Here is a 26,334-nt window from a genome sequence, read left to right as displayed (position 1 = left end):
TCTTTTTTTTTTTCACAGGAGAACGCGGCAACGCGTGCCCATCCCTGGTCCGGCGGGCTGGGAGATGTTCACAGGAGACCCCCCCCGCACTCCCCCCGCCCGCCGATGGACCCGAGGTCACGGCGTGGATCGAGTCGGTGCTGACCACCTCCCGCTACCGCCTGCCGCGCCTCGACGACCGCACGCGTCGCATCGATGCCGTTCTGCTGCATCCGGTCTGGGGCACACTGGTGTTCTTCGCGACCATGTTCGCGTTCTTCCAGGTCATCTTCACCGTGGCCGCACCCCTCCAGGATTACGTCCAACAGTTCTTCGACCACCTCGCCGGGCTGGTGCGCGACCATGTCGGGATCGGCTGGTTGGCAAGCTTTCTCGGGGACGCGATGATCGGTGGCGTCGGCGGCGTGCTGGTGTTCCTACCGCAGATCGCGCTGCTGTTCATCCTCATCGCCCTGCTGGAGGGCGTCGGGTACATGGCGCGCGCCGCGTTCCTGATGGACAAGATCATGTCGGTCGCGGGACTCGAGGGCCGCGCGTTCGTGGCCCTGCTGTCGTCGCTGGCGTGCGCGATCCCGGGGATCATGGCGACACGCACTCTGCCGTCGACCCGAGATCGCCTGGCCACCATGATGGCTGCGCCGCTGATGACCTGTTCGGCGCGGCTCCCGGTCTACATCCTGCTGACGGGTCTGCTGGTCGATTCCTCCGACCGGGTCGGCCCGTTCGGGGCGCAGGGCGTGGTGATGTTCGCGCTCTACCTCGGCGGCGCCGTGTCGGCGATGGCGACGGCGTGGCTGTTCTCGCGCATCGGTCGCGGTACCGGTCCACTGCTCCCGTTCTACATGGAGATGCCGCCCTATCGGTGGCCGTCGGTGCGCTCGATGTCGTTGTCGGTGTGGGACGCCTGCAAGGGTTTCGTCCGCAAGGTCGGTGTCATCATCCTCGTGACGACCGCGGCCCTGTGGCTGTTGCTCAACCTCCCCACACGGGGCGACAACGACTTCCGGGCGGCCGGGATCGACCCGAACGACGATGCTGCGACGTCCTCCTACGTCATCGAGCACAGCGCGGGCGCCGCCGTCGGCAAGTTCATCGCACCGGTGTTCGCGCCGCTCGGATTCGACTGGCGCATCAACATCGGCATCCTCGCGTCGTTGTCGGCACGCGAGACCTTCGTCGCCACGCTCGGGCAGGTCGGTGCGGCCGAGAATCCCGACGATCCGAGCAATGCGCTGTCAACGATGCGCGTCACCAGCGGCGAGCGGATCGGCGAGCCGCTGTTCACCCCGCCCGTGTTGGCGGCATTGATGGTGTTCTTCCTCTATGCGCTGCAATGCATGTCGACGATCGGCGTGATGCGCCGGGAGTCGGGAACCTGGAAGTGGCCGGCCATCGCGTTCGGGTACATGTTCGTGCTCGCCTGGGTGATGGCGTTCGCCGCACACACCATCGTGGCGGCGGTGACATGACCGTCCCCATCCATGCCGAGGCCGTACCCGGTGCGCCACAGGAGCTTCGCTGGGTCATGCCCGCCGGCACTCTCGGTTTCATCGGCGAGGTGGCGTCGGCGCCGGTGGTGGTGCAGGCGTTCGTCGATGACGGGGTGATCACGCTGCTCTGCGTCGAACCGGATTCCGTACGCATTCGCCTGGACGACAATCACTCCTGGCGTACCGCGGGCGGTGCGATCCGCTCGGCGCTGGGATCGGCCTTGGGTGAGCCGAACGCATGGCGCCCGGTGGATGAGGGCTCGGCCGATGACGTGTTGCGGGCCGCGGTCGACCAGGTTCTCTCCGGCGAGGTGGGTGACTTCATCCGGTCCCACGGCGGCGCCCTGACCGTGGTCGAGGTCGCTTCCGGCGTCGTCACCGTGTCGCTGGGCGGCACGTGCGCCCACTGCCCGGCCTCCGACGTCACCCTCACCGACCGCTTCGAAGAAGCTGTGCGCGAACGATTCCCGGCGCTTGTCGGGGTCCGGGTCGACGCGGCACCGTCGATCGCGATGGGTCGCAGGTTGCTGGGCCTGTTCCCGGTGTCGTCGCGCGGCTAGCGATTCTGTCCACAGTTCTCGTCCATTCCACAGGGCGTCAGCGTTCTCGGGCCATGGTGTCAGTGGGTGCCTGTACGTTCGCATCATGACCACGGGGGTGATGACGCAGCTGGCAGAGGATACTGCTCTGACCGCCGTCGAGCTCGTCGAGGTACTCGCCCATTGCCGTTCGGTCACGGCGTCGGCTGACTATCGAATACTGCAGGCGGCGAGCCTGATCCACGAGGAACGGGAAGAAGACTTCCTCGCCGAGGTGGCCGCGCAGCACAGCGGTGAGGCCACGACGTCCGAGCAGTTCGGCGAGATGTCCGCTGCCGCGCGGGCGAAGCAGGATCCACGGTCGCAGTTCGGACCCGACGGTCTCGAACGTGCCATGGCGGAGGTCGGTGCGGTCCTCAACGTCACCCCGGGCCGGGCGCGCGAGCTCATCGTCGCCGGTTCCGCGCTACGGCATCGACTCCCGTTCACCGGCCATGCTCTGGCCACCGGGCGACTCGACCTCGGGCACTTCCTCATCGCCGTGTCGCGGACGGCGCTGTGTTCCCCCGAGACCATCGCCGATGTCGACGCCCATCTCGCGCAGGCGATCTTCGCCCGGCCCCCGATGGCTCGTGCCCGGTTCACGGTGATGGTCGATGCCGCTGTGGCGCAGTTCGATCCTGACGCACTACTTCGCCGACGCGAGCGCGCCGAGGCTGACAGGAAGGTGTCGGTGCATCCCGACCGGCACGCGCCGGGGCAGGGTCGGCTGTCGGCGTCGTTGCCCATGGCGAGCGCAGCCGAGATCGACGCGCAGCTCGAGGCGATGGCGGCGCAGCCGCACAGCGGGGATCCGCGCACACGTGACCAGCGTCGTGCCGACGCGCTGCTGGCGTTGTCGCGTCACGAGTCCCGGCTCGAGTGCCTCTGCGACGACTGCGCTGCGACAGCGGTCGACGGTCCACAGAAGGCCGTGTCGACGTCGGCACGTCCGACCTTCCACATCGTGGCGAACCTGTCGACAATGCTGGGCCTCGATGATCAGCCGGGGTTCCTCGACGGCCACGGCATCGTCGATGCCGACACGATGCGATCGCTGCTCGCGGACGCCCAGCGCGAGTTCCTGCGTCCCCTGCCACCGGCGCCTGACGCAACCGGATACGTCCCGAGCAGGAAACTGCAGGCGTTGATCCGAGCCGGTGAACTGTGCTGCACCTTTCCCGGCTGCAGCGCGCCGGCGTGGTCCGCCGACATCGACCACACCGACCCGTTCGACCACCGCCATCCGAGCCGCGGTGGCTCGACCGTGCGCGCGAATCTCAAGCCGCTGTGCCGTTTCCACCACCGGATCAAGACCTTCACCGCGTGGCGCGACCACCAGGACGAGATGGGCACGGTGCTCTTCGAGTCACCCACCGGCCACATGTTCCTCGGCAACGCCTACACCGGTACCGATCTGTTCTCCGCACTGCGCTCGCCACCCTCGAGAGCCGATCACCCGGCACGCAGGCACCTCGACGAACTCCGCACCCGACAACGGGACGCACATCGTCGTGCCGTCGAGCGTGCCCGGGACGCCGAACCGCCGCCGTACTGAGGTCGGGCGCAACTCCTATCCGCAGGTGTTGCTCACCGACGTCGCCGCCGCACCCGCACTGCGTTTCGCCACCGCCACCTCGGTCGAGTTCACACCGGCGTCAGCGAGATACTGCGTTGCCACCGTGCGGTATTGCTTCGCGAGGTCGGTCACCGCCGACCGGAGCGCATCGGGTGCTGCCGGGGCGGACTCGAGTGCATCCGTCAGGTTCACCCCCGCCGCGAACAGTGCCAGCCGCGCGTTCGCCGCGGCAGCCGCGACTCCGGATTCGCCTGCCGGCGCTTGCGATCCGGTCTGGATCGACACCGCTTTCAGATTGAGTGCGAACGCATCGCACACCGTGCGGGTGTCAGCGGATCGCTGCGATTCGGAGTAACTCGGCGACGAGTCGTCGGACCCACCCTGCACCAGCGCGATCACCGAGACCACCAGCGCAGCGAGCGCGAGGACCGCCGCCAGAGACGCCACGGCCAGTGGGAGGCGGGTCGAGGTGCCCGGGCGGCCGCTCGCGTTCCTCGTCATGGTGCCGACGTTATCGAACCGGTGGCACCTGGGGACCCGGCCGCCTTGAGGGGTCCGCCGGCCGCACCACCCGTTCCGCCGGAGCCCGGGTTCGCGGAACCGTCAGCCGCGCTCACCGAGCCGCCGCTCCCGCCGCTCCCGCCATTGCCGCTCAGGGTTCCAGTGACTCCCGGACTGCCGTTGCCTCCCGCGCCACCGGTCCCGCCGGTGGCCGCACCCACGCCGGAGTTGGTCGCGCCGCCGCCGGTTCCGCCGGTTCCACCGTTGCCACCGGCGTTCACGGGTGATCCGAAGAGATTGAATCCGGGGGACCCGCCGTTGCCACCGCTGCCGCCGGCACCGCCGGTGGCGTCACCGCCTCCGGTACTGGTCGCAGTTCCGCCGGCTCCGCCCGCACCACCCGCGTAGGTCGTGCGGCCATTGCCACCGGCGCCGCCTTGTCCGCCGACGGCATCGGCGCCCGAGGCGCTGCCACCCGCTCCGCCGGTGCCTCCCGGTGACGGGAGCTCGGCGATCACGTTTCCGTTCTGGCCACTGTCGCCGCCGCGACCACCGGGGCCACCGATCGCCTGTCCGTCCGATGCGGATGACACAGCGTTTCCGCCGGCACCGCCCGCTCCGCCTCCGTTCGCACCCTGATTCGAGTAGCCACCGTTCCCTCCGGCTCCGCCGGCACCGGCCACCGCGGTGCCGTGCGCGGTGGTCACGTCACCACCGCGACCTCCGGATCCGCCTACGACGATCTTCCCGTCGCCGCCGGATCCGCCATCGCCACCGGTGCCGTTCGCGCCGGCCGCACCGATACCCCCGGGAGCACCCGTTCCGGCCAACCCCCCACTGCCGGCCTGTCCACCGACTCCACCGATGCCTCCCGCCGCGCCCCGTCCGCCGTTCCCGCCGTTGGCCGGATTCGCGCTTCCGAAACCGTTCGAATAGGTGACCGTCGCGCCGTTTCCACCGGCGCCACCGTCACCACCACCTCCCCCTGACCCACCATCGCCGCCGGTTCCGCCATCGCCGTTCCGCCCGACGACACCGGCGTTCAGGCCCGTACCCGCGGCACCGCCGGCGCCACCGACGCCTCCGATGCCACCGTTCCCGCCTACCTGTCCATCCGCACCCGCACCGCCGTCCGTCGCCGGCGTGACACCGTTGAAGGGCCCGCTGATGACCGCATCGGAGCCGCGAGAACCATCCGCTCCCGTGGCCCCGGCGAATCCGGCTCCGCCGGAACCACCGTTCCCACCCGACCCGCCGTTGCCGCCGTTGCCGCGGACACCCGCCGCCCCACCGGTGCCGCCGGTCCCCGCGGCACCTGCCGCCCCGCCGTGACCGCCCGAACCACCCGCGAGACCCGCGCCGCCCGCACCACCATTGACCATGGTCGATGTGCCCGCGGTACCGCTGCCGCCGTTCACACCTGCAGCGCCGTTACCGCCGGCCGCGCCATTGCCACCGGCGCCGTTGACGCCGTTCGACCCGTTGGTCGAGCCGACGCCTCCGACTCCGGCGTCACCGCCTGCTCCGCCGGCGCCACCGTTCTGCGCCGCTCCGTTGTTCACACCGGTCACACCATCGGCACCCGCGACACCGTTTCCGCCGCGTCCGCCGCTGCCGCCGTCCCCGCCGTTGCCCTGTGAACCCTGCACGCCTGCAGCGCCATTCGCACCTCCGGTCCCGCCGCTGCCGGCGAGGCCCGCGGAACCGGCAGCACCCCCGGCGCCGCCTGCTCCGCCATTGCCGCCGGCCTGACCCGCTGCGCCGGAGCCACCCGGTGTCGTCGCGTTCGTCCCGTTCGCGCCGTCGACCCCGTTCGAGCCCGCACCACCTCGACCACCGTTCCCGGCGTCGCCTCCGGTTCCGTTCACGCCCGCCGCGCCGATGACGGAACCGGCGCCACCAGCGCCGGCGTCCCCGCCCTTGCCGCCATTGCCGCCGGCCTGGCCGGTTCCACCCACGTTCCCGTTGGCGCCGGCGCCGGCCGCAAGGCCGCCCACGTTGCCGACTCCGCCATCGGCACCTGCGCCACCACGGCCGCCGTTGCCACCCGCGCCGCCGAAGCCCTGCGCACCGTCGGCACCGTCCGTGCCCGCCGTGCCACCCGTACCGCCGGTTCCGGCCGCGCCTCCGACACCCGCGGCTCCACCGACACCGCCTGCCCCGCCGGCTCCACCGTTCTGACCATCCCCGCCGTTGCCGCCCGCGCCTGTCGCCGCCGTGCCTGCCGCACCATCGGCACCGGTGCCACCGTCACCTCCGCGGCCGCCGGACCCACCCGCACCGCCGTCACCGTTCGCGCCTGACAGGCCGGCCGCGCCGATGAGTCCTGCGGCGCCCCCTGCTCCCGCATCGCCGCCACGGCCGCCCGCGCCACCGGCCGTTCCCGCGCCGCCATCACCGCCCGCGGCACCCGACACGGCTCCGCCGGAACCGTTTCCGCCGACCGCACCCGCACCACCCGCTCCGCCGAGACCGCCGGCACCGCCCACACCACCGTTGCCGAACAGCAGACCGCCGCGACCACCGACACCACCTGGGCCACCTGCGCCACCGACCGAGCCCGTGGTCCCGACCGCCCCGGCAGCGCCCGCGCCGCCGCTCCCACCGACCCCGATGAACCCGGCGTTCCCGCCCGCGCCACCGACACCACCGGCCACGGTCGCCGCTCCGCCGGCACCACCGTTGCCGAAGAAGCCGGCGTTGCCGCCGGAGCCACCGTTCGCGCCGCGACCGCCGTTGCCGAACAACAGACCCCCGTTGCCGCCGTTGCACGCCGCCGCAACACAATCCGCCGGCGCGTCCGTACCGTCGCCGATGAACACGCGGATCAACATGCCCAGACCGGCGAGCGGATCGGTCCCCGGAGCGGGCACGAACGCGTATGCCGTCGACGACGTGCCGGCTGCGGTCCGCAACGGGGTCCACGTCGTCTCGGGCGTGAACACACTGAACCGCGACACCGACGCCTGCGACACCGGACCCGAACCGCCGGTGGCGGTCGATGGGACGAAGAGCGTGACCGGTGACGAACCGGTTCCCGTCAGCGGCGGCACCGAGGAGGTACTGCCGCTCGAGGTCGACACCGGCACCTGTTCGGGGACCACCACCGACGAGCCCGCCGGCAACGACGACAACATCTGCAGGGTCTTGCTCGTGAGCACCACGCCTTCGAGGTGCACGCGGCTCGGTCCGCTCTCGGTCGAGGCGCCGACATCCGTCGCGGCATTCATCGAGGCCGGAGCCGAGCCGACTCCCGCACCCATCAGCACCGCGGCGGCGGCCGTGGTGACCACCGCGCCGGCTGCCGCGCCCGTCAGAACCGCTCTACCTGCAGACTTCGACACACGCGACGCCCTGTGAACACCCACGACAACTCCCTCGAATCTCGACGCACCCGCTTTCGCGGCAGCCTAGATTCGCACTGCAATTTTTCTGCACATCGTTAGACGTCGGAACGACTTACGCGGCCCTCGGCGGATCGGGCCACTCGGGCAGCAGCGGTTCGATCAGAGCCATCTCGGCGCGCGTGACCCAGGAGGGGTTGCTCGCCTGCGGCAGACGCAGGATCTCCATACCGGCGACGCCGGGTATCTCGCCGAGGTCGGTCGCCCGGACGCGCTCGGCATCGGCGAGCAGTCTGATGTCGGTGTGGGCCAGCCACGACGGCTCGTCGGAGTCGTTCTCCGGGTCGATCTCACTCGGACCGGTGATCCATCCCAGCCCGGCGATACCGCGCGGACGCGGTCCGTGTGGGGGACCGCTGACCCAGAGCAGCGCGCGCTGGCCCGCGGCCATCACGTCCTTGCGGTAGTTGGCCGCGACGCAGCGGGTGGTGAGTCGTCCACCCTGTGACGCGATCTCGACCACGGAATCCCACCGCGCACCGTTGACGGTGAACACCCACGCGCCCAACGAGGATTCGGCGACCTTGCGTGCAGCCATGCCCCACGATGGCACGCCCCCGAACGCGAACCGGCCGCACCCGGGTGTCGGGTGCGGCCGGTGAGCGGACGAGCCGCTACTTCGCGGGGAAGGTTCTCACTTGGCGAGGAAGTCGAGCAGCACCTTGTTGACCTCTTCGTGGTGGGTCCACAGCAGACCGTGCGGCGCGCCCTCGATCTCGACGTACTCCGCGTCGGGCAGCGCCTTGGTGAACTCGCGGCCCGTGGAGTCGATGGGGAGGATGTTGTCGGCGGTGCCGTGCACGATGAGCGACGGCACGTCGATCTTCGGGATGTCCTCGCGGAAGTCGGTCAGCCAGGTCGGCTGCGCCGCCACCGATGCCCACGCCGAGGCGTTGTAGGCCAGCTGCTTGTTCGCGGCGAGGGCCTCTTCGCTGAGGCGGTTGCCGAGGTAGTCGTCGGTGTTGAAGAAGTTCGTGAAGAAGTCGGTGAAGAACGCGTAGCGATCGGACTTCACCGCGTCGGCGAGGCCGTCGAACACGTCCTGGGGGACGCCGGCCGGGTTGTCGTCGGTCTGGAGCAGGTACGGCTCCAACGAACCGAGGAACACCGCCTTGGCGACGCGGGACGAGCCGTATTTCCCGAGGTAACGACCCACCTCGCCTGTGCCCATCGAGAACCCGACCAGGACAACCTGATTCAGCTCGAGCTGATCGAGAACGGCCTTGAGGTCGGCGGCGTAGGTGTCGTAGTCGTGACCGATGGTCGGCTTGCTCGACTTGCCGAACCCGCGGCGGTCGTAGGTGATGACGCGGTAGCCGGCGTCGAGGAGGGCGGTGGTCTGCTTCTCCCACGACGACCCGTCGAGGGGATAACCGTGGATGAGCACGACGGGCTGCCCGGTGCCGTGGTCTTCGTAGTAGAGCTCGATCGGTGCGGAGTTCTCGGTGCCTGTGGTGGTGATCTGACCCATGACGTGTCTCCTGGACGAGTTGTGGCTCGGTCGGCGAGAGAACGATCATTCTCTCGTGTTCCCAACGGTACAGAACGATCGTTCTCTGGGCAAGTACACTGACCCCATGGACACCAGAACCGCCATCGTCGAGGCCGCCGACCGGCTGTTCTACGAGCGCGGGATCCAGCAGGTGAGCATGGACGAACTGCGCGAGTCGGCCGGCGTCTCCCTCAAGCGTCTCTACGCAGACTTCCCCGGCAAGGACGCGATCGTGCTGGCGGTCCTCGAGCACCGTCACGCCATGTGGGTGTCGGGCCTCGACCGTGTCGCGGCCCCGCTCGCCTCGCCCCGCGACAAACTGCTCGCGGTGTTCGACTTCCTCGCCGAGTGGTTCGTCACCGACGACTTCCGAGGCTGCGCGTTCATCAACGCGTTCGGCGAACTCGGCGGGTCGTCACCCGAGGTCGCCGCGGCGGCGCGCGCCCACAAGGAGAGTTTCCAGATCTACGTCGACGACCTGGTCGAGAAGGCCGGCGCCACGCCGGCCCTGGCCCGCCAGCTGGTCCTGCTCGCCGAGGGCGCGCAGACGACCTCGGCGATCGTCGCCGACCCCACCGCGGCACGGCACGCACGTGACGCCGCCGAGGTGCTGATCTCCGCCGCGATCGGTGCCCCCGCCTGATGTTCGACGCGAGCACGGAATGGACGGCGGCGCAGCAGCGCGTCATCGACCTCGTCGAGCGGGCTCCCGCGGCGGCCGTCGCCTCGTCGGTTCCCGCCTGTCCCGACTGGACGGTACGGGATCTGTTGTCGCACATGGTCGGTATCGGCGCCGACGTCGTCGCGGGTCACGAGCCCGACGACCACAACGAGGCCTGGACCGCCGCGCAGGTCGAGGCCCGACGCGACAGGAGCGTCACCGAGCTGGTCACCGAGTGGCGCGGCATCACCGACGCGATGGTCACTCACATCCGGTTGTCGGGCGACCGGCCCGTCAACGACATCGTCATCCACGAGCAGGATCTGCGCGGTGCACTGGGTGCCCACGGTGCCACCGACACCCCTGCGGCACAGCATGTCCGGGACCGATTTGCACAGCGACTCGCCGGACGGGTCGCCGAGCTCCCGCCTCTCGAACTGCGCGGGCAGCGCTGGACGTGGCGATCGGCCGAGGGTGATCCCGCCGCGGTCATCGCCGCCACCGACGCCGACCTCGCCCGTGCCCTGGTGAGCCGCCGGTCAGCGGCGCAGCTGCGCTCGTGGACCGTCGCCGGCGACATCGAGCCCTACCTCGAGGGATTCGCGATCCTCGGCGATCTGCCGTCGACCGACCTGCACGAATAGACGAGCGACCCGCGATCCGTCAGCCCTGTTCGGCCGCCCAGTCCGCCACGCGGCGTTCGCTCTCCTCCGGACTGAGATCGACGACGCGCGTCATCACCGACCACCGCACGCCGAACGGGTCGAGCACCGACGCGAACCGATCACCGGAGACGAACGTCATCGGCTGCTCCCGCACCGTGGCGCCGGCAGCGACGGCACGCGTCACCGTGTCGTCGACATCGGGGACGTAGACGGCGAGGGAGTAGACGGCCGGGGCGCCCGGGGTGGGCGCGGCGAGGTCGTACGTCGCGCTCGGCTCACCCAGTTGCAGGCGCCCCTCGGGGAACTGCAGTTCGGCGTGGGCGACGGCCCCGTCGATCTCCGTGACACCGCCGACCGACGCGCCGAACACGCTTCGGTAGAACCCGATCGCATCGCGGGCCGGGCTCACCACGATGAACGGGGTGAGCGACGAGTAGACGTGCGGGCGACCGTCGGTGGTGTGGTCTCCGGTGGCGGCGGTGGTGTCCTCGGTGCGTGTCATGCCATCCATCGTCGCCGCCCGGGGCTGGCAGGTCTTGTACGTTTGCGACAGACTTGTCCGACCATGGGGCCGCCGGAGATCCACCACGCGATCGCGTCCCGGGGCCACCTGAACCCGGGCGCGCCCGGTGTGGTGTTCGACCGCTTCGAGCTCGGCCTCCCCGAACTGGTGCGCAACATCTGGGTGGTGCGGTGGGACATCGAAGCGCCACTGACGCAACGAGTCCTCAACTATCCCGCGCTCAACGTCGTGGTCGAGGCCGGGCCGCAGGTCGACGGCCCGCACCACACCGGCCTCTACGGGCCGCAACCGCGTGTCACCGAGCGCACGCTGACCGGCGGCGGCTGGGCGGCCGGTGTGTTGTTCCGGCCGGCCGCCACCCCCCTGCTGACCGATCTCGCCGACGCCGGACTACTCGGTGCGGACATCGCTTTCCATGACGCACCGTCGACGCGCATCGCCGCCGCGATGACCGGCGAGGGCGACGACCTGAGCGCTGTGCTCCGGGAGTGGCTCGCCCCGCTTGCCCAACGCGTCGACGACGCCGGCCGACTGGCCACCTCGGCCGCGGTGATCGCCGAGGAACGCACCGACATCACCACCGCCGCCGCGCTCGCCGACGCCGTGCACGCATCGGCGCGGACGGTCGAGCGGGTGGTGCGTCGACACACCGGCTTCACCCCGAAACAGCTCATCGAATGTCGACGGATGCAGAACGCGGCCACACGGCTGTTCACCGATCCCGATACCGACCTGGCCACGCTCGCAGCCGATCTGGGTTTCACCGACCACGCCCACTTCTCACGCCGCTACCGCGGGATCATCGGCGAGACACCCGGACGGACCCGCACCGCAGGCCGCGAGGCGCGCGGCTGAGGTCTACAGGTCGCCGGTCACGAACTGGGCGACCCCATTGCCGAACGACCAGTCGGACTGGGTGTTCTCGACGACCGACACGATGAGATCGGTTCCGGCCAGACCGCATTCGGCACCCAGCCGGTCGGCCAACGCGCGGTAGGTGGCCTGCTTCTGGTCGCTGTCGCGGCCCTGTTGCACGATCTGGATGAGCACGATGTCGTCGGTGCGCTCGAACCCCAGACCCGTGTCCTCGGCGATGATGTGGCCCGGCTTGTGCTCGGTGATCAGCTGATAGCGATCCCGGGGCGGGGCGGCGAAGTGCTCGAGCAACACCTCCTGCACGGTGTCGGCCAGCACGCGGACCTGTTCGGGGGTACGGCGGTTCTCGATCAGGTGGATGTGTACGAGTGGCACGGTCGGGATCTCCTCAGGTGGGCGTCGACGACCTCAACCCGCCCGTGCCCGGCACTATTCCGCCTGCACCTCGGCCTGCGCCGACGCCTCGACGGCCCCCGACCAGGCGACGGTGACGGCACCGACCACGGCGGCGATGAAACCCAGCACGGCGAGCCAGGCGAGACCGTTCACCGTCTCGTCGCCGAGGAAGATCACGCCGATCACACCCGGCACCACGGTCTCGCCGACGACCAGTGCAGCGGTCGCACCGTTGACCGAACCCAGTTGCAGCGCAACGGTGTGCAGGTAGAAACCGCCACCGCCGGCCAGCGCCAGCGCGTACAGCGCGGGATCGGCGAACAGCGTCGACAGGGAGAACGGGTCGAGCCCGTCGAGCACGCGCACCGAGATGGCCACGGCACCGAACAGCGCACCGGCGGACAGGCCGGCCGCGATCGCCGCCCGCGAACCCAACCACCGCACGAGTGCGACCGACACGACGACGAGCGCCGCGGTCGCGCCGAGCAACACCCAGTGGAACAGCATCGACTCGGTCTGGCGGGGATTCTCTTTCGCCGACACCCCCAACGCGCACAGTGCCAGCAGCACCACGGCGATCGCGACCCAGTCACGGGTGTGCAGGCGGATCTTCAGCACGAAGATGCCGAGGACCGCGGTGATGACGAGGTTGGCGCTGATGATGGTCTGCGAGAGGAACAGCGGTGCCAACCGGGCCGACACGGCACCACCGACGAAGCCCGCCACGTCCATCACGGTCCCGACGATGAAGTAGACCGTGAGCATCGCGAGCACGGTCGATCGCAGTGTGGGAGCGCCGGTCTCGGTCGAGAGCCCGGTCTCGCCCCGGGCCAGTGCGGCGTCGTGACTGCTGCGGGCGCCGTGGGCCTGCAGTACCGACGACACCCCGTAGGCGATCGAGGCGAACAGCGCAGCGAGGACTCCCGCGATCAACATGGGCGCGTGGTCAGCTCGTGGGGCGCAGCACGTCGGTGCCGACCGACGCGGCGAGCGCCTCGGGCAGCCGCACCGTCCCGTCGGGTTGCTGGTGGTTCTCGAGGATCGCGACGATCCACCGCGTGGTGGCCAGGGTGCCGTTGAGGGTCGCGGCGGTCTGCGGCTTGCCGTTCTCATCGCGGTAGCGCACCGAGAGCCGACGGGCCTGGTACGTCGTGCAGTTCGAGGTCGAGGTCAGTTCGCGGTAGGTCCCCTGCGTGGGAACCCATGCCTCGCAGTCGAACTTGCGCGCGGCCGAGGACCCGAGATCGCCTGCAGCGGTGTCGATCACGCGGTAGGGCACGTCGATGGCGGCGAGCATCTCCTTCTGCCACCCCAGGAGCTTCTGGTGCTCGGCCTCGGCATCGGAGGGTTTGCAGTAGACGAAGCCCTCCACCTTGTCGAACTGGTGCACACGGATGATGCCGCGGGTGTCCTTGCCGTAGCTGCCGGCCTCGCGACGGAAGCAACTCGACCATCCGGCATAACGTTTCGGTCCGTCGGAGAGGTCGAGGATCTCGTTCATGTGGTACCCGGCCATGGGTACCTCCGAGGTCCCGACGAGGTACAGGTCGTCGTCGGGGAGGTGGTAGATCTCGGCCGAGTGCGCGCCGAGGAAGCCGGTGCCCTCCATCACCTCGGGGCGCACCAGCACCGGCGGGATCATCATGGTGAACCCGTTGGCGGTCGCCAGGCGCGCAGCGAGCTGCAGCAGGCCGAGCTGGAGCAGCGCGCCCTGCCCGGTGAGGAAGTAGAACCGCGACCCCGACACCTTCGCGCCGCGTTCCATGTCGAGCAGGCCGAGCGACTCGCCGATCTCGAGGTGATCGCGCGGGTTGTCGATCGCCGTCGGCTCGCCGACGTGTTCGAGCACCACGTAGTCGTCCTCGCCGCCGGCGGGCGCCTCGTCGGCGACGACATTGCCGATCGCCCGATGGGTCGCGGTCACGACGGCCTCGGCCTCGGACTGGGCCGCCGAGGCGGCCTTCACCTTCTCGGCGAGTTCCTTGCCGCGGGCCAGTAGCGCAGGCTTCTCCTCGGCGGAGGCCTTGCCGACCGACTTGCCGAGCGTCTTCTGCTCGTTGCGCAGCGCGTCGGCATCGGCGATCGCGGATCGACGCGTGACGTCGGCGTCGAGAAGGGTGTCGACGAGCGCGGGGTCCTCCCCGCGCTTGCGTTGGGAGGTACGCACGAGGTCGGGGTCGTCCCGCAGGATCTTGAGGTCGATCACCTGCAGAACCCTACTGGCTCGCCCTGCGCGGGTCAGTCCCCGATCACCGCCACCGCGCCGCGTAATCCTCGCGACCGAACATCGAGGCGGCATCACGGGCGGTGGGCGTGCCGGCGTCGGGATCGGCGCCCGTGGCGGCGAGGGTCTCGACGACGTCGTCGTGCCCCTTGAACACCGCACCTGCGAGCGGGGTCTGGTTCTTGTCGTTGGGGCGATCGACCTCGGCACCGAGACCGACGAGGGCGGCGACCGTCGCGGCGTGCCCGTGGTAGGCGGCCAACATCACCAGCGTGTCGCCGGTGCCGGTCGTGAGGTTCACGGGCACACCGGCCCGCACGTACTCGACCAGCGACGCGGTGTGACCGCCCCGCGCCATGTCGAACAGCCGGCCGGCCAGCTCGGCCATGTCGGAGTCGTAGTGCTGGTCAGGGGTCGGTTCGTCGGGTATCGGCATCGAGGTCCACGGTATCGGCCGGACGCCGCCCCGCGACAGGCATGATGGACGGCGATGTCTGCGCCCACCGAACCCCCCACACCCGACGACTCCCCGTCCGACGACACCTCGCCCGATCCCGTCGACGAGAAGGGGTCGGCCGCGGACGCTGCGCCGGACGACGATCTCGAGGCCGACAACGAGACCGCGGTGCATGAGGAGTCCGAGGCCGACGACGCTCGCGAACCCGAGGACGCGGCCCCCGTCGCAGCGGCGGCAGGACGAACCCGGTGGCTCACCGCGCACCCGATGCGCACCGTGCTCGGCGCCGTCGTGCTCGGCGCGCTGGCGGCAGCGGCGATCGTCGCGGCGATCGGTGGGTTCTCCGACGCCGGGTCGATCGACCAGACCGCGATCGGCGCCGAGGCCCGCGGGCCGCAGGCCAACGCGTTCAACCGGTCGACCCCGGGCACGTGTCTCACCTGGCCGCAGAACGATCCGAGCCGCCCGTCGGCCATCGGCTGCGGCGGATCGCACTACTTCGAGGTCGCCGGGGTCGTCGACCTCACGGCCGCCGCGGGGAATCGGTTCGGCGACACCGCGCCGTGGCCGAGCCGGGAGCAGTTCGTGGCGCTGCGCGAGCAGTACTGCCCGAACGAGGTGAACTCCTACCTCAACGGTCGATTCGATCCCAACGGCCGCTTCTCGGTCGGGATGCTGTACCCCTCGCAGCGCCAGTGGAACGACGGCGAACGCACCCTGCGCTGCGGCATCCAGGCCGCAGATTCCACGGGTCGACTGCAGCCGTTCCTGGGTCGTGTCGCCGACCTCGACCAGGCGCCGCAGTGGCCGATCGGTACGTGCATCGGCATCAACCAGCAATCGCGCCAGCCCACCGACCCGGTGAACTGCGCCGAGCAGCACGCGTTCCAGGTGACCGGGCTCGTCGGGTTGGCCGAGCAGTTCGGTGCCCCCGGTGCGGGGAAGCCGTGGCCCGACATCGCGACCCAGAACCGATTCCTCTCCGGTGTCTGCCCGAAGATGACAACCGGGTTCTTCGGCACCCAGAAGGCGTTCACCGACACCACGCTCAACGTGCAGTGGTCCACGATCAGCCAGGTCAGCTGGTTGTCGGGCAGTCGCACCGCGGTCTGCTACGTCGGTCTGCCCGACCGCGGTGGCTTCGCCACCCTCGTCGGCGACGGCAAGCCCAACCTGCTCATCAACGGCAAGGTGCCGGTGCCGCCACCGGTGGAGCCGCCCGGGCGCCTCAACCCGACGCCGGTACCGCTGCCGTCGGGCATCGCACCCAACCCCACCGAGGTCCCGGCCCCCGAGGGCTGACCGCCATGTACCTCTCTGTCGCAGACGGATCCGCGCGATGACGGTCGAGATGTCGGACCGGGAGTTCGAGGAGCTGGTGTCGGACGCGCTCGACACCATTCCCACCGAACTCACCGAGGCCATGAGCAACGTGGTCGTGCTCGTCGAGGCGCACCATCCCGAGGAGCCCGATCTGCTGGGTCTCTACGAGGGCATCGCGCTGACCCACCGCGACACCACCTACGGCGGCGCACTGCCCGACACCATCACGATCTATCGCGAACCGCTGCTCGCGATGTGCACCGACCGCGACGAGGTGGTCAACGAGGTCGCGATCACCGTCGTACATGAGATCGCGCACCACTTCGGCATCGACGACGCCTGGCTGCACGCCCACGGATGGGGCTGACTCAGCCCATCGGGTCGACGGTGACAGCCGCGGACGGGCGAGCCGGGTCGACACCTCCCCAGTGCACGCACGTCCACGCGTCGTCGCGCCAGGCGAGTTCGATCGACCCGGTGTTGGGCAGACCGTTCTCGAGCGCGAACTCTGGATCGACACCCGAGAGGTGGGCGGCGACCAGTCGGATCGCGGCCCCGTGGCTCACCACGTAGACATCGCCGGGCGCATCGGCGTGGGCGTCGCGCAGCGACTCGATCACCGGGACGTAGCGGCCCAGCAGGTCGTCGAGGCTCTCGCTGTTGCCGACCCGCCGATCGGTGTGACCGGCGAACCAGTCGGCGATCAGATCACGGAAGGCGCGTACCGACTCGTCGTCGTTGCGGTCCTCGAGGTCGCCGACCTGCACCTCGTGAAGGTTCTCGATTGCCCGGGCCTCGATCCCCCACACCGTCCCGATGAGGTCGGCGGTCTCGCGCGCGCGACGGGCGATCGAGCTGTACAGCGCGACCGGTGTGACGTCGGGGCGTTCGAGGCCGAACCGAACCGCCTGGCGCGCACCGAAATCGGTGAGCCCTGCGCCCGGGGGTCGTGTGTCGAGGCGCGCCATCACGTTCGATGTCGTCTGCCCGTGCCGCACGAGGTGCAACGTCGCCATCAGTGCTCACCCCGGCGCAACGCCTCGACCCAGCGCAGCGAGTCGGAGTGGTCGGGTGAGGCCGCGCCGGTCGCGCGCTCGGCGGCCCACGAACCGAGGAACGTGACCTTCTCGGCGAAGGCGTGCAGTCCCGCCAGCGCGTGTCCCATCAGAGGGTCGTCGATGTGACCGGAGGCGTCGAGGAAGAAGTGATAGCCCGACGAATGGCGTCGGGGGCGCGACTCGATGCGCATCAGATCGATGTCCCGCGTGGCGAATTCGCTCATCGCGCGCACGAGGGAGCCCGGCACGTCCGGCAGGTTCAGGATCACCGCCGTCCGATCACGTCCCGTGCGCGCCGGGACCGGCGCCGGGCGTCCGATCAACACGAACCGTGTCGTGGCGTCGGCCGCGTCGGCGACATCCTCGGCGAGCGCGACGAGACCGTGATTGCCGGCGGCGAGGGCCGTCGTCAGCGCGGCATCGGCGCGGCCGGCCGCGACATCGGCAGCGGCGGCGGCGTTCGACGAGGACGGGACGACCGTCGCCGAGGGGAACAGCCGCCGCAGGCTCTCGCGCGTCTGACCTTCGGCGACGGGATAGGCCGCGATGGTCTGCACGTCGTCGCGGCCACGTCCGGGGGCCGCGGCGACGGTGAAGGCGATGTCGAGGACGGTCTCGGCGAGGATCTGCACGCCGTCGCCGGCGGCGAGCGCGTCCATGGTCGCGGGCACCGCACCCTCTACCGAGCTCTCCATCGGGACGCAGCCGTACTCGAGGGCACCCGACCGGACCACCCCGACGACGTCACCCGGGCTCGACTGCGCGGAACGTTCGCGGACAGCCCACCCGACGCGGTCCATCAGACGATCGAGGGCCATCTCGGTGAACGTTCCCGCCGGACCGAAATACGCGACCGCGCCGGACGGCTCGGGTAGCAGAGGGCGACGGTCGGACACGCGTCGAGCCTAGTCCACCTGTTGCCCGACTCGGTTCCAGAGTTTAGGTTAGGGTTACCTTAACCACGCTCGTTCAGCTCCCGCCAGAACAGGACCCGCCATGGCAACCACCGTGACCGACCGCCCGACCGACGCCGAGGCGATCCGCACCGCGTGCATGCGCGTGACCGCGGCGATGGTCGCCATCGAGGGCGCCGAACCGTCGCCGGTGACGATGGTGCACCTGTTCGACGGTCAGGCGTTCGTCCTCATCGGGTCCGACACCGACGCCATGGCCGCCACCCGCGCGGGCTCTGACGGCGTCCCCGCGATGGTCGAGGTCACCGACTGCGCACCCATCGAACTCCGCGAACGCGTGCGGTCGCTCATCTGGCTCAACGGCGTGCTGCACCGGGTGCCCGCCGACCTCGAGCGCGACCTCGCCATGGAGATCGCCCTCGAGCACCCCGCCGACGAACTGCTCGACCTCGGTCACGGCTACTCGATGCTGCGTCTGCAGCTGACCGGCGCCGTCATCGCCACATCGACCGGAGCGGCCGCGGTGGCCGCCGACGAGCTGACCCGCGCCACACCCGACCCGTTCTGGCAGTACGAGGCCGAGTGGATCGCCCACCTCGACTCCGACCACTCCGACGTGATCGAGCAGCTCGGCCGTCGCCTCCCGCGGCACCTGCGCAACGGGCGGGTGCGCCCGCTCGGCATCGATCGCTGGGGCATCCGGTTCCGGGTGGAGGGCGAGACCGGTGACCTCGACACCCGCCTGTCGTTCGACCGCCCCGTCACCGACGTGATGGCCCTGTCGCGGGCGATCCGCGCGCTCGCGGGCTGCCCTTACCTCAACAGCATCACCGACTGACACAGGCGGCATCTCTATCGTGGCGAGGTGCCCTCACCCATCCGAACGCTGCTGACGCCGGCGCGCCCCGCCGACATCGCGGTCGTCACCGACCGCACGCAGCGTCGGCTCATCGGCGCCGAGATCAGCATCGTCGTCATCCTCACGTTCGGTCTCTCCGGCGCGTACTCGGCGCTGTCGTTGCTCGAGGCCGAGCTGCGATCGGGCGGGATCGGCAACAGCACGGTCGCCCTCAACCAGTCGACCTCGACGATCGACTACATCGACCTCGCGCGCCAACTACTCGCCGCCACGAGGCTGTTCGCCATCGCCGCGCTCGCGGCCTACCTCATCTACCGCGGCGGCGTGGCACTGCGCCGCGCCGGGATCACCCGCCGCCCGACACGCCGCGACGTCGCCTGGGGCGCAGCGCTCGCCGCCGGGATCGGGCTGCCGGGGCTCGGCCTCTACCTCGTGGCGCGCGCACTGGGCGTCAACGCCCAGGTGCTGCCCAGCGACCTCACCGACACGTGGTGGCGCCTACCGATCCTGGTGATCTCGGCCGTCGGCAACGCCGGGGCCGAGGAGGTGCTGGTGGTCGCCTACCTGATCACCCGGCTGCGCCAACTCGGATGGGGCGAGAACCGATCGCTGCTGGCGTCGGCGCTGCTGCGTGGCAGCTACCACCTCTACCAGGGCTTCGGCGGCGGACTCGGCAACGTCGTCATGGGTCTGGTCTACGGCCGGTTCTTCCAGCTGACGTCGCGCACGTGGCCGCTGGTGATCGGCCACGCCCTCATCGACACCGTCGCGTTCGTCGGATACGCACTCCTTCGGGACCATCTCAGTTGGCTGCAGTGACCGCATCCACCCGCCTCGCCTCCGTACAGTCGTGGCTGTGAGCGACCAGGAGGGGCCCTTCATCCGTCGGCCCCGCGACCCGGGCGGGCCCCGACGCGGTGACGGCGGTGGTGACCGACGCCCGCCCCGCGCCTGGTCGGAGACACCGAACCAGCCCGCACCTCCACGCTCGGGCGCGCCACGACCGGGTCCCGCGCGAGGTGTCGACGGCTATGCGCCCCCACAGAAGCCCGAACCGTTCCGCGACGCGCCCCCGCGCCGCGGCGGCCCACCCCCTCCGCCGCCGCGCGGTCGCACACCGGCCGACGCCCAGGGCTTCCGACGCGATCCGAGACTCGAACGTCCGGGCCCACCCGGGCCCCCTCGCTCAGCGCGACCCGAGCGCCCCGTCGGCCCGCCGCCGCGACCGCCCCGGCGTCGACGTCTGCGTCGCCCCCGCATCGGTCGCACCCTGCTCGCACTGCTGCTCGTCATCGTGGTGGCGCTGGTGGGCCTCACGTTCTACTACGACTCGAAACTGAATCGCGTCGACGCCCTGAGCGCCTACCCCGATCGCGTCCGTGACACCCCGGGCACCAATTGGCTTCTCGTGGGCTCGGATTCGCGTGCGGGCCTCACCGAACAACAGAAGCGCAACCTCACCACCGGCGATGTCGACGGGGATCTCGGCCGCACCGACACCATGATGCTGGTCCACATCCCCAACAGCGGGAAGGCGATCATCGTCAGCATCCCACGCGACCTCTACGTCACCATCCCCGGTCAGGGCCCGCACAAGATCAACGCGGCGTTCACCTTCGGCGGTCCGAAGCTGCTCGTGCAGACCATCGAGACGTTCACCCGGGTGCACATCGACCACTACGCCGAGATCGGTTTCGGTGGCTTCGACACCCTCGTCGACTCGGTCGGCGGGGTGAACATCTGTCTCGACCAACCACTGCGCGACCCGAAGGCCGGCCTCAACCTGCGGGCCGGCTGCCAGGATCTGAACGGCCGTCAGGCGTTGGGACTGGTGCGCACCCGCGCGTTCCCGAACGCCGACCTCGAACGCGTGGTGAACCAGCGCAAGTTCCTCACCGCGCTGATGTCGAAGGCGGCGAGTTTCTCCACCATCGCCAACCCGTTCCGGCTGTTCCCGTTCGTGAGCGGCACCGTCTCGACGCTCACCGTCGACAACGGTGACCACATCTGGAACCTCGCGATGTTGGGGTGGGCGCTGCGTGGCGGTCCGGTGACGACGACCACACCGACCGGCGGCTCGGAGAGCACCGACGACGGCGACGCGCTGGCCCCCGACGACGACACGTCGACCTTCTTCGACCTGATCGCGAAGGATGCACCCATCCCCCAGAACCTCCTGAGTACCAACACCGGTGCGATCAGCTGAGCGGTGGGAAGTGCGACCTCAGTAAGGGCGAACTTGGGTGACAGGCCAAATCGGACAGCCTAGTCTCGTCGCCATGTCCGTCTCCACGCGCTCAGCAGCGAGCCCCGTATCCGCTTTCCACCAGCTCCTCGCCGAGCAGATCGCCCATGAGTTCGCGGCGTCGCAGCAGTACATCGCGCTCGCCTCGTTCTACGCGAACGAGGATCTCCCGCAGCTGGCCAAGCACTTCTACGGCCAGTCGGTCGAGGAGCGCAACCACGCCATGATGATCATCCAGTACTTCCTCGACCGCGACATGGCCGTCGAGGTTCCCGGGATCGCCGCTCCGCAAAGCCATTTCGGCGATTTCCGCGAGCCGATCAAACTCGCCCTGCACCAGGAACAGACGGTCACCGACCAGATCATCGCGCTGGCCAAGACCGCTCGCGACGAGGGCGACTACCTCGGCGAGCAGTTCATGCAGTGGTTCCTCAAGGAGCAGGTCGAGGAGGTCGCGGTGATGACGACGCTGCAGACCGTCGCCGAGCGCTGCAACGGCAACACCTTCGATCTCGAGAACTTCGTGCAGCGTGAACTCAACGTCGCGGCCGAGGCCGACGCGACCGCGCCCTCGATCGCCGGCGGCGCGATCTGAGCTAGCTGCTCCGCAAGCCCTCCACGATCGCCGCGATCCGGCGATCCCGGGTCTCGTCGCGCTTGGCGTCGGCGACCGCGCGGGCATGCTCCTTGCGACGCGACGGTGCCAACGCGTCGAACGTCGCACGCACGGTGGGGTCGGCGTCGAGGGCCGCGGCCAGTGCCGACGGGATCTCGATCTCGCGCGGACCGTCGTCGAGTTCGATCACGACGTCGACGGTGTCGCCGGCCTCCACCCCCAGCAGGGTCCGCACCGCCTTGTTCAGACCCAGCAGGTTCTCGCCGCCCATCCGTCCGATGCGCCCGGCGATCTCGGTGCCGCCGATCGTGAAGCGCACCGGCGGAGTCTTGGTGCCGCCGAGTGAGGCGACGTCGTCGTCGGTGAGGACGATCGCCGCGGCCGGACCCCGCCTCTGCAGGGTGACCGTGCGCCGCAACGACTTCCCGGTCACCGCAGGGTGACCTGCCGGCCGCGGATGCCGTCGCGCGAGCGACGCTGTTCGCCGGTGAGCTCGCCGGTCTGGGCGAGGGCCTCGGCGAGATCGGCCTCGAAGCGGGCACAGGGGGCCGTCCACTCCTCGTGATGCATCTCGTTGTCGAGGTCGAACACGGGCACCAGCAGACCGTGGGTGCGGAACGAGCCCGCGAACTTCGATCCCTCGCCGAGGGTGAGCCTGCCCGCCGCGTGGAGTCGCGCCAGCGCGGTCATCACGTCGTCCTCGGCCTCGGGCCGCACCCAGCGGATGTGGGCTCGTTCGCCGGCGTCGACCCACCACGGGGCGCCGGAGAGGTCGTCGCCGACGATGCGCGCGGTCGGGAGGATCGACTCCGAGGCCTGCTCGATCATCGCGGCGATGTCCGGCGAGATGTCGGCGGAATCGGCGAACCACCACGAGAAGTCGTCGTGCAGCGTGATGTCGAGGGTGGTCTCGGCGCCCAGGGTGGCCGCGAGATCGGCCTCACCGTCGGTCTCGGAGCCGTCGGTGTCCTGCGGCCGCGGCTCGTAGGGTGCGCCCGCCTCGGCGCGGCTCGCCCAGCGCAGCGCGTGCGCGAGCTCACCGGGGATGTCGGACCCCTCGAACTCGGTCTGCAGGGCCACCAGGCCCTCGACCGAACCGCCCAGATCCCGGGTCAGGGCCTGGACCGCACCGGGCAGGATCGTCGCGAGCGACACCGCGTTGGACCCCGACTCGCCGTGCACGGTGATCGACGCCGTCGCCGACGCGACGAACGCGCGGAGCGCGACGATGTCGCATTCGGCGGCGAGACCCTCGAAGGGCCGGGCCGGCGCGGCCAGGGCCTGCGCCTGCCGCGCCTTGCGTGCGGCGACCCGCTCGGCTCGATCACTGCCGGGACGTCCGGTTCCGCGCTTGCTCTTCTTGGCCATGGGACCAGAATCTATTACCCCGCGCACACGGGGTTCAGCGCCGCCCCGGCTCGAGCCACTCCCGCACCCGGCCGGGGTGGTTGGTGGCGATGAAATCGACACCGATCCGCGCGCAGTGCGTGACGTCGGCGTACTCGTCGACCGTCCAGCAGTAGGTGGCGCGACCCGATGCCGCGGCGCGGTCGACGGCGTCGGGATGATCGCGCAGCGTCACGATCGACGGTCCGATCCCGGTGGCGCCCACGGCGGTCGCCGCGCTGCCGCCCAGGAGCCGCGCTGTCTCGCCCAGGAGGATGGTCGGCAGCATGGGCGCGTTGCGGCGGACACGCCACACCGCGGCCGGGGAGAACGAGATCACCACGGCGCGACTGTGATCGGCAGACGCAGGTGCCGCTACCCCGAACCGGTGCAGCTCGGCCAACAGCAGTTGTTCGACGAGCGCGCCGTAGCGCACCGGGTGCTTGGTCTCGATGAACAGCCGCACCGGGTCGGGCCAGTCGAGGGTGAGGGTGAGCAACTCGGCCAGCGTCAGCACCGATGCCGGCGCCCCGCGCGCATGCCAGCTCCCGAAATCGAGTTCGCGCAGTTGGGCCAGCGTCATCTCGCTGACGACGCCGGTCCCCGACGACGTGCGGTCGACGGTGCGGTCGTGCACGCACACCAGCTGATGGTCGCGTGTCAGCCGCACATCGCACTCGAGCCCTTCGGCACCCTGGGCGAGCGCCAACTCGTACGCGGCGAGGGTGTGCTCGGGGCGATCGGCGGAGGCGCCGCGGTGCGCGACGACGGCCGGACGACGTTGCCTGCGGATCCGCGAGACCTCGGCGAGGTCGTCGGTCATCTGCGCGTCGGGTGGGATGGCCTCGGCGTCGTCGCGATCACGGTCGTCCGGCCCGTGATCACCGGGAAGCGGCATCGGGCCGGTCATGCCGCGAGCCACCGGGTCGACGGTTCGGGTCGCGCGTCGGGGTCGAACGCTCGGACCAGCAGACGCGAGGACACGACCGCGAAGGCCGCGCCGGCGAGGTCGCAGACGACCGTGAGCAGCACCGCGTTCGCACCCCACTGGATGGAATCGGACGCGTAACGGATCACCAGCGTGCCGATCGCCAGCGCCGACAGCGCGGCCCACGCCGCCCACCACAGCCGCAGCACGCGCATCACGCGGTCGGCGGGCAGCGCGTGACCGCACCGCGCGAGTTCGTGGAGGAACACCGCCGGAGCGACGATGTTGACCACCGGGACGAGACAGCCGACGACCAGCTGCCAGGTCGGTCGGGGGTCGAGGCGGTCATGCTCGGCGAAGGCCTCCGCGCGGCGGCGCCGAAGCCACTCGGTGAACGACAGCAGGCTCGCGACGACCATCACGATCGACACCACGCCCAGCGTCCAGGTGATGGCGTACGCCCACCCGGCGGTCGTCGCACCCACGGGTGCGGTGCGGTTGCGGATCAGGAGTGCATAGATCCAGGCCTCGGCGAACGCCGCGACCAGCAGCACCGAACCGGTCGCCTGCAGCAGTGGTGTCAACGATCCGGCGAGGCGCTCTGTGCGCGACGGTCTCGGTTCCTCGGCCGGGGTGACGACGTCGACGAGTCCCCACCGCGGCGGCACCGAGTACCGGGGGGTGGGTCCGAGGCCGACCGGTCGCGGACCGCGAGGAGCGGGACGCGCCTCGGGTGGCCGACGCGCCTCCCAGCGGATGCGCGGGTCGCGCCGCGCGGTCGGCACCGGGCGCGGTCGCGGCGGCGCCGGGGCGGCCGCGGGGCGGGGCGGGATCTGATCGAGGCCGTCGAGGACCATCAACTGCCCGCCGCAGCGAGGACATCCGGAACGACGCGGGTCGTGCGGTGCCTGGATGCGACAGCGGGGGCAGAAATCGATCACGGCAGGCCGATCCGAGAACCCGACCGCCCGTGCGCACCCACGCGTCCCATGGTGGCACGTCGGGCCCGGGCGGCGTTGGCGACCGAATTTGTCCACAGGCTGTGCACAGGCCAGGCGGCGTCTGAGCCGCGCGAAGTCTGCAATCCGGTCTTCAGAACCGCGAACGAAATGGGCTCACTTGCACGAAAAAGGTGACCTGACTCACGCAGTGGTGCATAAAAACGCAAGTTGTCCACAGTTTCCACAACCTCATCCACAACTTGAGGGTCGTCGAGAACGTGCCCGGGCCTGCAGGGGAAGGTCACGCCTGTGGATGAATCCCCGCATCCGTGGACTTGTTCACAGGCCGAAGGCCGACCAGCGCGACCGCTTCTCGGCCGCCGACAGGGCACCGGACACCACCCCGTCGACCATGCCGTCGACAGCGGCTGCGACACCGACCTGGCCACCGGTCAATCGGGCCAGCAGAGGCTTGGGCGGAGTGATGACGTCGACGTCGGCGTCGGGGTACCTCTCGGCGATCACCGACCGCAAGACACCGACCGCGTCGACGAGCCCGACGTCGACGGCCTTGCGTCCGATCCAGACGTCACCGTTGAAGAGGGTCGCGTCGTCGCCCTGGAGCTTGGTGCCGCGACGCTGCCGCACCCAGGCGATGAACGCGGCGTGCAGATCGCCCTGGATACCGGCGAGCCACGCCACGTCCTCCTCCTTCTCCGGCGAGAAGGTGTCGAGACGGGCCTTGTTCGCCCCCGCGGTGTAGATGCGGCGCTCGAGTCCGACGCGGCCGATGAGATCGGTCGCGCCGAAACCCGAGGAGACCACCCCGATCGAGCCGACCATCGACGTCCGGGCGGCGAAGATCTCGTCGGCCGCGCAGGCGATCCAGTAGCCGCCCGAGGCCGCGACGTCCTCGCAGAACGCCAACACACGGACGCCGTTCTCGGAGGCCAGTTGGCGGATCCGTTCGGCGATGTACTCCGACTGGGCGGGCGAACCCCCGGGCGAGTTGATCACCAACACGACCGCCTTCACGCGGTCCCCGGTGAACGCGCGCTTCAGCACGCCCTCGACCCCGTCGGCGGTGATGCCCCCGCGCCCCACACCCACCGATCCGATGTGGCCCTCGAGTCGCACCACCGCGACACGGTCGCCCTGGGGCGGACGCAGACGACGCAGCAACCGGGGCAGACAGCGATCGGTCATGCGCGGGGTCCG

The 26,334-nt window shown here is 70.2% G+C and carries 28 protein-coding genes; 12 read left to right on the top strand and 16 right to left on the bottom strand.

All coding sequences use genetic code 11. The features are described 5' to 3' along the window. Positions 1-137: 137 nt before the first annotated feature. The 3 genes from feoB to TU34_RS01120 all read left to right on the top strand — a co-directional run bounded on the left by feoB (position 138) and on the right by TU34_RS01120 (position 3,626). Positions 138-1,469: a ferrous iron transporter B gene (gene feoB / locus TU34_RS01130; protein WP_238981117.1), complete on the top strand. Its 1,332-nt coding sequence runs from the start codon at positions 138-140 to the stop codon at positions 1,467-1,469. Next, positions 1,466-2,050, top strand: coding sequence for a NifU family protein (locus tag TU34_RS01125; protein ID WP_045820984.1), 585 nt, complete (start codon positions 1,466-1,468; stop codon positions 2,048-2,050). Before feoB ends, TU34_RS01125 begins: the two co-directional genes overlap by 4 nt. 85 nt (positions 2,051-2,135) lie before the next feature. Beyond that, entirely contained in the window at positions 2,136-3,626 is a 1,491-nt protein-coding gene (locus TU34_RS01120) for an HNH endonuclease signature motif containing protein (RefSeq protein WP_045820983.1), read from the top strand. A gap of 15 nt (positions 3,627-3,641) precedes the next feature. Here TU34_RS01120 and TU34_RS01115 read toward each other — a convergent pair whose 3' ends face one another. The 4 genes from TU34_RS01115 to TU34_RS01100 form a co-directional block, all read right to left on the bottom strand. Continuing rightward, positions 3,642-4,148 carry a hypothetical protein gene (locus tag TU34_RS01115; RefSeq protein WP_052688572.1) on the bottom strand — a complete coding sequence of 169 codons (507 nt, stop codon included), beginning with the start codon at positions 4,146-4,148 and terminating at the stop codon, positions 3,642-3,644. Continuing rightward, positions 4,145-7,516, bottom strand: coding sequence for a PE family protein (locus tag TU34_RS24455; RefSeq protein ID WP_160298491.1), 3,372 nt, complete (start codon positions 7,514-7,516; stop codon positions 4,145-4,147). The genes TU34_RS01115 and TU34_RS24455 overlap by 4 nt, the downstream gene beginning before the upstream one ends. A gap of 91 nt (positions 7,517-7,607) precedes the next feature. Next, on the bottom strand, positions 7,608-8,090 hold the full coding sequence (locus TU34_RS01105; RefSeq protein ID WP_052688568.1) for an EVE domain-containing protein: 483 nt from the start codon (positions 8,088-8,090) through the stop codon (positions 7,608-7,610). A 96-nt stretch (positions 8,091-8,186) separates the two neighbouring features. After that, positions 8,187-9,023, bottom strand: a complete 837-nt coding sequence (locus TU34_RS01100; RefSeq protein WP_045820982.1) for an alpha/beta fold hydrolase — start codon at positions 9,021-9,023, stop codon at positions 8,187-8,189. Positions 9,024-9,129: 106 nt separating this feature from the next. Between TU34_RS01100 and TU34_RS01095 the strand changes: the two genes are divergently transcribed. Together TU34_RS01095 and TU34_RS01090 are read left to right on the top strand one after the other, a co-directional pair. Then, complete coding sequence (locus TU34_RS01095) at positions 9,130-9,687, top strand: TetR/AcrR family transcriptional regulator (RefSeq protein WP_045820981.1); 558 nt, start codon at positions 9,130-9,132, stop codon at positions 9,685-9,687. Then, entirely contained in the window at positions 9,687-10,349 is a 663-nt protein-coding gene (locus TU34_RS01090; RefSeq protein ID WP_045820980.1) for a maleylpyruvate isomerase family mycothiol-dependent enzyme, read from the top strand. The genes TU34_RS01095 and TU34_RS01090 overlap by 1 nt, the downstream gene beginning before the upstream one ends. 19 nt (positions 10,350-10,368) lie before the next feature. Here the strand turns inward: TU34_RS01090 and TU34_RS01085 are convergent, their stop codons facing one another. Then, positions 10,369-10,872, bottom strand: coding sequence for a VOC family protein (locus TU34_RS01085; RefSeq protein ID WP_203225389.1), 504 nt, complete (start codon positions 10,870-10,872; stop codon positions 10,369-10,371). Positions 10,873-10,935: 63 nt separating this feature from the next. On the opposite strand from TU34_RS01085, the gene TU34_RS01080 reads away from it, so the two are divergent. Continuing rightward, positions 10,936-11,748, top strand: a complete 813-nt coding sequence (locus TU34_RS01080) for an AraC family transcriptional regulator (RefSeq protein ID WP_203225388.1) — start codon at positions 10,936-10,938, stop codon at positions 11,746-11,748. A 3-nt stretch (positions 11,749-11,751) separates the two neighbouring features. Here TU34_RS01080 and TU34_RS01075 read toward each other — a convergent pair whose 3' ends face one another. Genes TU34_RS01075 through TU34_RS01060 form a run of 4 tightly spaced genes read right to left on the bottom strand, consistent with a single transcriptional unit; the run spans position 11,752 to position 14,825 of the window. Then, the gene (locus TU34_RS01075) at positions 11,752-12,144 is read right to left on the bottom strand and encodes a tautomerase family protein (protein WP_045820978.1); all 393 of its coding nucleotides are present in this window, start codon (positions 12,142-12,144) and stop codon (positions 11,752-11,754) included. A gap of 54 nt (positions 12,145-12,198) precedes the next feature. Next, positions 12,199-13,101: a hypothetical protein gene (locus TU34_RS01070; protein WP_238981116.1), complete on the bottom strand. Its 903-nt coding sequence runs from the start codon at positions 13,099-13,101 to the stop codon at positions 12,199-12,201. A 10-nt stretch (positions 13,102-13,111) separates the two neighbouring features. Further along, entirely contained in the window at positions 13,112-14,371 is a 1,260-nt protein-coding gene (serS, locus tag TU34_RS01065) for a serine--tRNA ligase (RefSeq protein ID WP_045820977.1), read from the bottom strand. 43 nt (positions 14,372-14,414) lie between these two features. Further along, a complete protein-coding gene (locus TU34_RS01060; protein ID WP_045820976.1) occupies positions 14,415-14,825 on the bottom strand; it encodes an ankyrin repeat domain-containing protein in 411 nt (136 codons plus the stop codon). Positions 14,826-14,879: 54 nt separating this feature from the next. Between TU34_RS01060 and TU34_RS01055 the strand changes: the two genes are divergently transcribed. Continuing rightward, on the top strand, positions 14,880-16,148 hold the full coding sequence (locus TU34_RS01055; protein ID WP_082079726.1) for a septum formation family protein: 1,269 nt from the start codon (positions 14,880-14,882) through the stop codon (positions 16,146-16,148). Between the two features lie 37 nt (positions 16,149-16,185). Then, positions 16,186-16,536, top strand: coding sequence for a metallopeptidase family protein (locus TU34_RS01050; protein WP_045820975.1), 351 nt, complete (start codon positions 16,186-16,188; stop codon positions 16,534-16,536). Position 16,537: 1 nt separating this feature from the next. On the opposite strand, the gene TU34_RS01045 is transcribed toward TU34_RS01050, so the two are convergent. Together TU34_RS01045 and pheA are read right to left on the bottom strand one after the other, a co-directional pair. Then, positions 16,538-17,185: a histidine phosphatase family protein gene (locus TU34_RS01045; protein ID WP_045820974.1), complete on the bottom strand. Its 648-nt coding sequence runs from the start codon at positions 17,183-17,185 to the stop codon at positions 16,538-16,540. Further along, positions 17,185-18,123 (bottom strand): prephenate dehydratase, encoded by a 939-nt coding sequence (pheA, locus tag TU34_RS01040; RefSeq protein WP_275041716.1) that lies wholly within the window; start codon positions 18,121-18,123, stop codon positions 17,185-17,187. The genes TU34_RS01045 and pheA overlap by 1 nt, the downstream gene beginning before the upstream one ends. A 100-nt stretch (positions 18,124-18,223) precedes the next feature. Here pheA and TU34_RS01035 point away from each other — a divergent pair, with 100 nt between their 5' ends. The 4 genes from TU34_RS01035 to TU34_RS01020 all read left to right on the top strand — a co-directional run bounded on the left by TU34_RS01035 (position 18,224) and on the right by TU34_RS01020 (position 21,840). Then, positions 18,224-18,979 (top strand): DUF2470 domain-containing protein, encoded by a 756-nt coding sequence (locus TU34_RS01035; protein ID WP_045820973.1) that lies wholly within the window; start codon positions 18,224-18,226, stop codon positions 18,977-18,979. Positions 18,980-19,006: 27 nt separating this feature from the next. Further along, positions 19,007-19,819 (top strand): CPBP family intramembrane glutamic endopeptidase, encoded by an 813-nt coding sequence (locus TU34_RS01030; RefSeq protein WP_052688566.1) that lies wholly within the window; start codon positions 19,007-19,009, stop codon positions 19,817-19,819. A gap of 37 nt (positions 19,820-19,856) precedes the next feature. Then, positions 19,857-21,206, top strand: coding sequence for an LCP family protein (locus TU34_RS01025; protein WP_238981115.1), 1,350 nt, complete (start codon positions 19,857-19,859; stop codon positions 21,204-21,206). Positions 21,207-21,279: 73 nt separating this feature from the next. Beyond that, the gene (locus tag TU34_RS01020; RefSeq protein ID WP_045820972.1) at positions 21,280-21,840 is read left to right on the top strand and encodes a ferritin; all 561 of its coding nucleotides are present in this window, start codon (positions 21,280-21,282) and stop codon (positions 21,838-21,840) included. A 1-nt stretch (position 21,841) separates the two neighbouring features. Here TU34_RS01020 and TU34_RS01015 read toward each other — a convergent pair whose 3' ends face one another. From TU34_RS01015 to TU34_RS00995, 5 genes are all read right to left on the bottom strand, one after another. After that, complete coding sequence (locus tag TU34_RS01015) at positions 21,842-22,294, bottom strand: YdeI/OmpD-associated family protein (RefSeq protein ID WP_045820971.1); 453 nt, start codon at positions 22,292-22,294, stop codon at positions 21,842-21,844. Beyond that, entirely contained in the window at positions 22,291-23,229 is a 939-nt protein-coding gene (locus TU34_RS01010) for a DUF5926 family protein (protein ID WP_045820970.1), read from the bottom strand. The genes TU34_RS01015 and TU34_RS01010 overlap by 4 nt, the downstream gene beginning before the upstream one ends. Positions 23,230-23,263: 34 nt before the next feature. Beyond that, entirely contained in the window at positions 23,264-24,070 is an 807-nt protein-coding gene (locus TU34_RS01005; protein ID WP_045821004.1) for a glycerophosphodiester phosphodiesterase, read from the bottom strand. Between the two features lie 83 nt (positions 24,071-24,153). Next, complete coding sequence (locus tag TU34_RS01000; RefSeq protein ID WP_052688564.1) at positions 24,154-25,032, bottom strand: DUF4328 domain-containing protein; 879 nt, start codon at positions 25,030-25,032, stop codon at positions 24,154-24,156. Between the two features lie 423 nt (positions 25,033-25,455). Next, positions 25,456-26,322 (bottom strand): S49 family peptidase, encoded by an 867-nt coding sequence (locus tag TU34_RS00995; protein WP_045820968.1) that lies wholly within the window; start codon positions 26,320-26,322, stop codon positions 25,456-25,458. Positions 26,323-26,334 lie beyond the last annotated feature (12 nt).

Source organism: Williamsia herbipolensis (genome assembly GCF_000964005.1).
Classification (GTDB): Bacteria; Actinomycetota; Actinomycetes; order Mycobacteriales; family Mycobacteriaceae; genus Williamsia_A; species Williamsia_A herbipolensis.
This window is presented reverse-complemented; position numbering and strand designations above follow the sequence as displayed.

What these genes read in the sequence shown, in the direction of transcription:
- TU34_RS01125 (WP_045820984.1), top strand. Translation starts at nt 1,466, where the DNA reads ATGACCGTCCCCATCCATGCCGAGGCCGTACCCGGTGCGCCACAGGAG.
- TU34_RS01120 (WP_045820983.1), top strand. Translation starts at nt 2,136, where the DNA reads ATGACCACGGGGGTGATGACGCAGCTGGCAGAGGATACTGCTCTGACC.
- TU34_RS01115 (WP_052688572.1), bottom strand. Translation starts at nt 4,148, where the DNA reads ATGACGAGGAACGCGAGCGGCCGCCCGGGCACCTCGACCCGCCTCCCA.
- TU34_RS01105 (WP_052688568.1), bottom strand. Translation starts at nt 8,090, where the DNA reads ATGGCTGCACGCAAGGTCGCCGAATCCTCGTTGGGCGCGTGGGTGTTC.
- TU34_RS01100 (WP_045820982.1), bottom strand. Translation starts at nt 9,023, where the DNA reads ATGGGTCAGATCACCACCACAGGCACCGAGAACTCCGCACCGATCGAG.
- TU34_RS01095 (WP_045820981.1), top strand. Translation starts at nt 9,130, where the DNA reads ATGGACACCAGAACCGCCATCGTCGAGGCCGCCGACCGGCTGTTCTAC.
- TU34_RS01090 (WP_045820980.1), top strand. Translation starts at nt 9,687, where the DNA reads ATGTTCGACGCGAGCACGGAATGGACGGCGGCGCAGCAGCGCGTCATC.
- TU34_RS01085 (WP_203225389.1), bottom strand. Translation starts at nt 10,872, where the DNA reads ATGACACGCACCGAGGACACCACCGCCGCCACCGGAGACCACACCACC.
- TU34_RS01080 (WP_203225388.1), top strand. Translation starts at nt 10,936, where the DNA reads ATGGGGCCGCCGGAGATCCACCACGCGATCGCGTCCCGGGGCCACCTG.
- TU34_RS01070 (WP_238981116.1), bottom strand. Translation starts at nt 13,101, where the DNA reads ATGTTGATCGCGGGAGTCCTCGCTGCGCTGTTCGCCTCGATCGCCTAC.
- TU34_RS01060 (WP_045820976.1), bottom strand. Translation starts at nt 14,825, where the DNA reads ATGCCGATACCCGACGAACCGACCCCTGACCAGCACTACGACTCCGAC.
- TU34_RS01055 (WP_082079726.1), top strand. Translation starts at nt 14,880, where the DNA reads ATGTCTGCGCCCACCGAACCCCCCACACCCGACGACTCCCCGTCCGAC.
- TU34_RS01050 (WP_045820975.1), top strand. Translation starts at nt 16,186, where the DNA reads ATGACGGTCGAGATGTCGGACCGGGAGTTCGAGGAGCTGGTGTCGGAC.
- TU34_RS01045 (WP_045820974.1), bottom strand. Translation starts at nt 17,185, where the DNA reads ATGGCGACGTTGCACCTCGTGCGGCACGGGCAGACGACATCGAACGTG.
- TU34_RS01035 (WP_045820973.1), top strand. Translation starts at nt 18,224, where the DNA reads ATGGCAACCACCGTGACCGACCGCCCGACCGACGCCGAGGCGATCCGC.
- TU34_RS01020 (WP_045820972.1), top strand. Translation starts at nt 21,280, where the DNA reads ATGTCCGTCTCCACGCGCTCAGCAGCGAGCCCCGTATCCGCTTTCCAC.
- TU34_RS01010 (WP_045820970.1), bottom strand. Translation starts at nt 23,229, where the DNA reads ATGGCCAAGAAGAGCAAGCGCGGAACCGGACGTCCCGGCAGTGATCGA.
- TU34_RS01005 (WP_045821004.1), bottom strand. Translation starts at nt 24,070, where the DNA reads ATGACCGACGACCTCGCCGAGGTCTCGCGGATCCGCAGGCAACGTCGT.
- TU34_RS01000 (WP_052688564.1), bottom strand. Translation starts at nt 25,032, where the DNA reads ATGGTCCTCGACGGCCTCGATCAGATCCCGCCCCGCCCCGCGGCCGCC.
- TU34_RS00995 (WP_045820968.1), bottom strand. Translation starts at nt 26,322, where the DNA reads ATGACCGATCGCTGTCTGCCCCGGTTGCTGCGTCGTCTGCGTCCGCCC.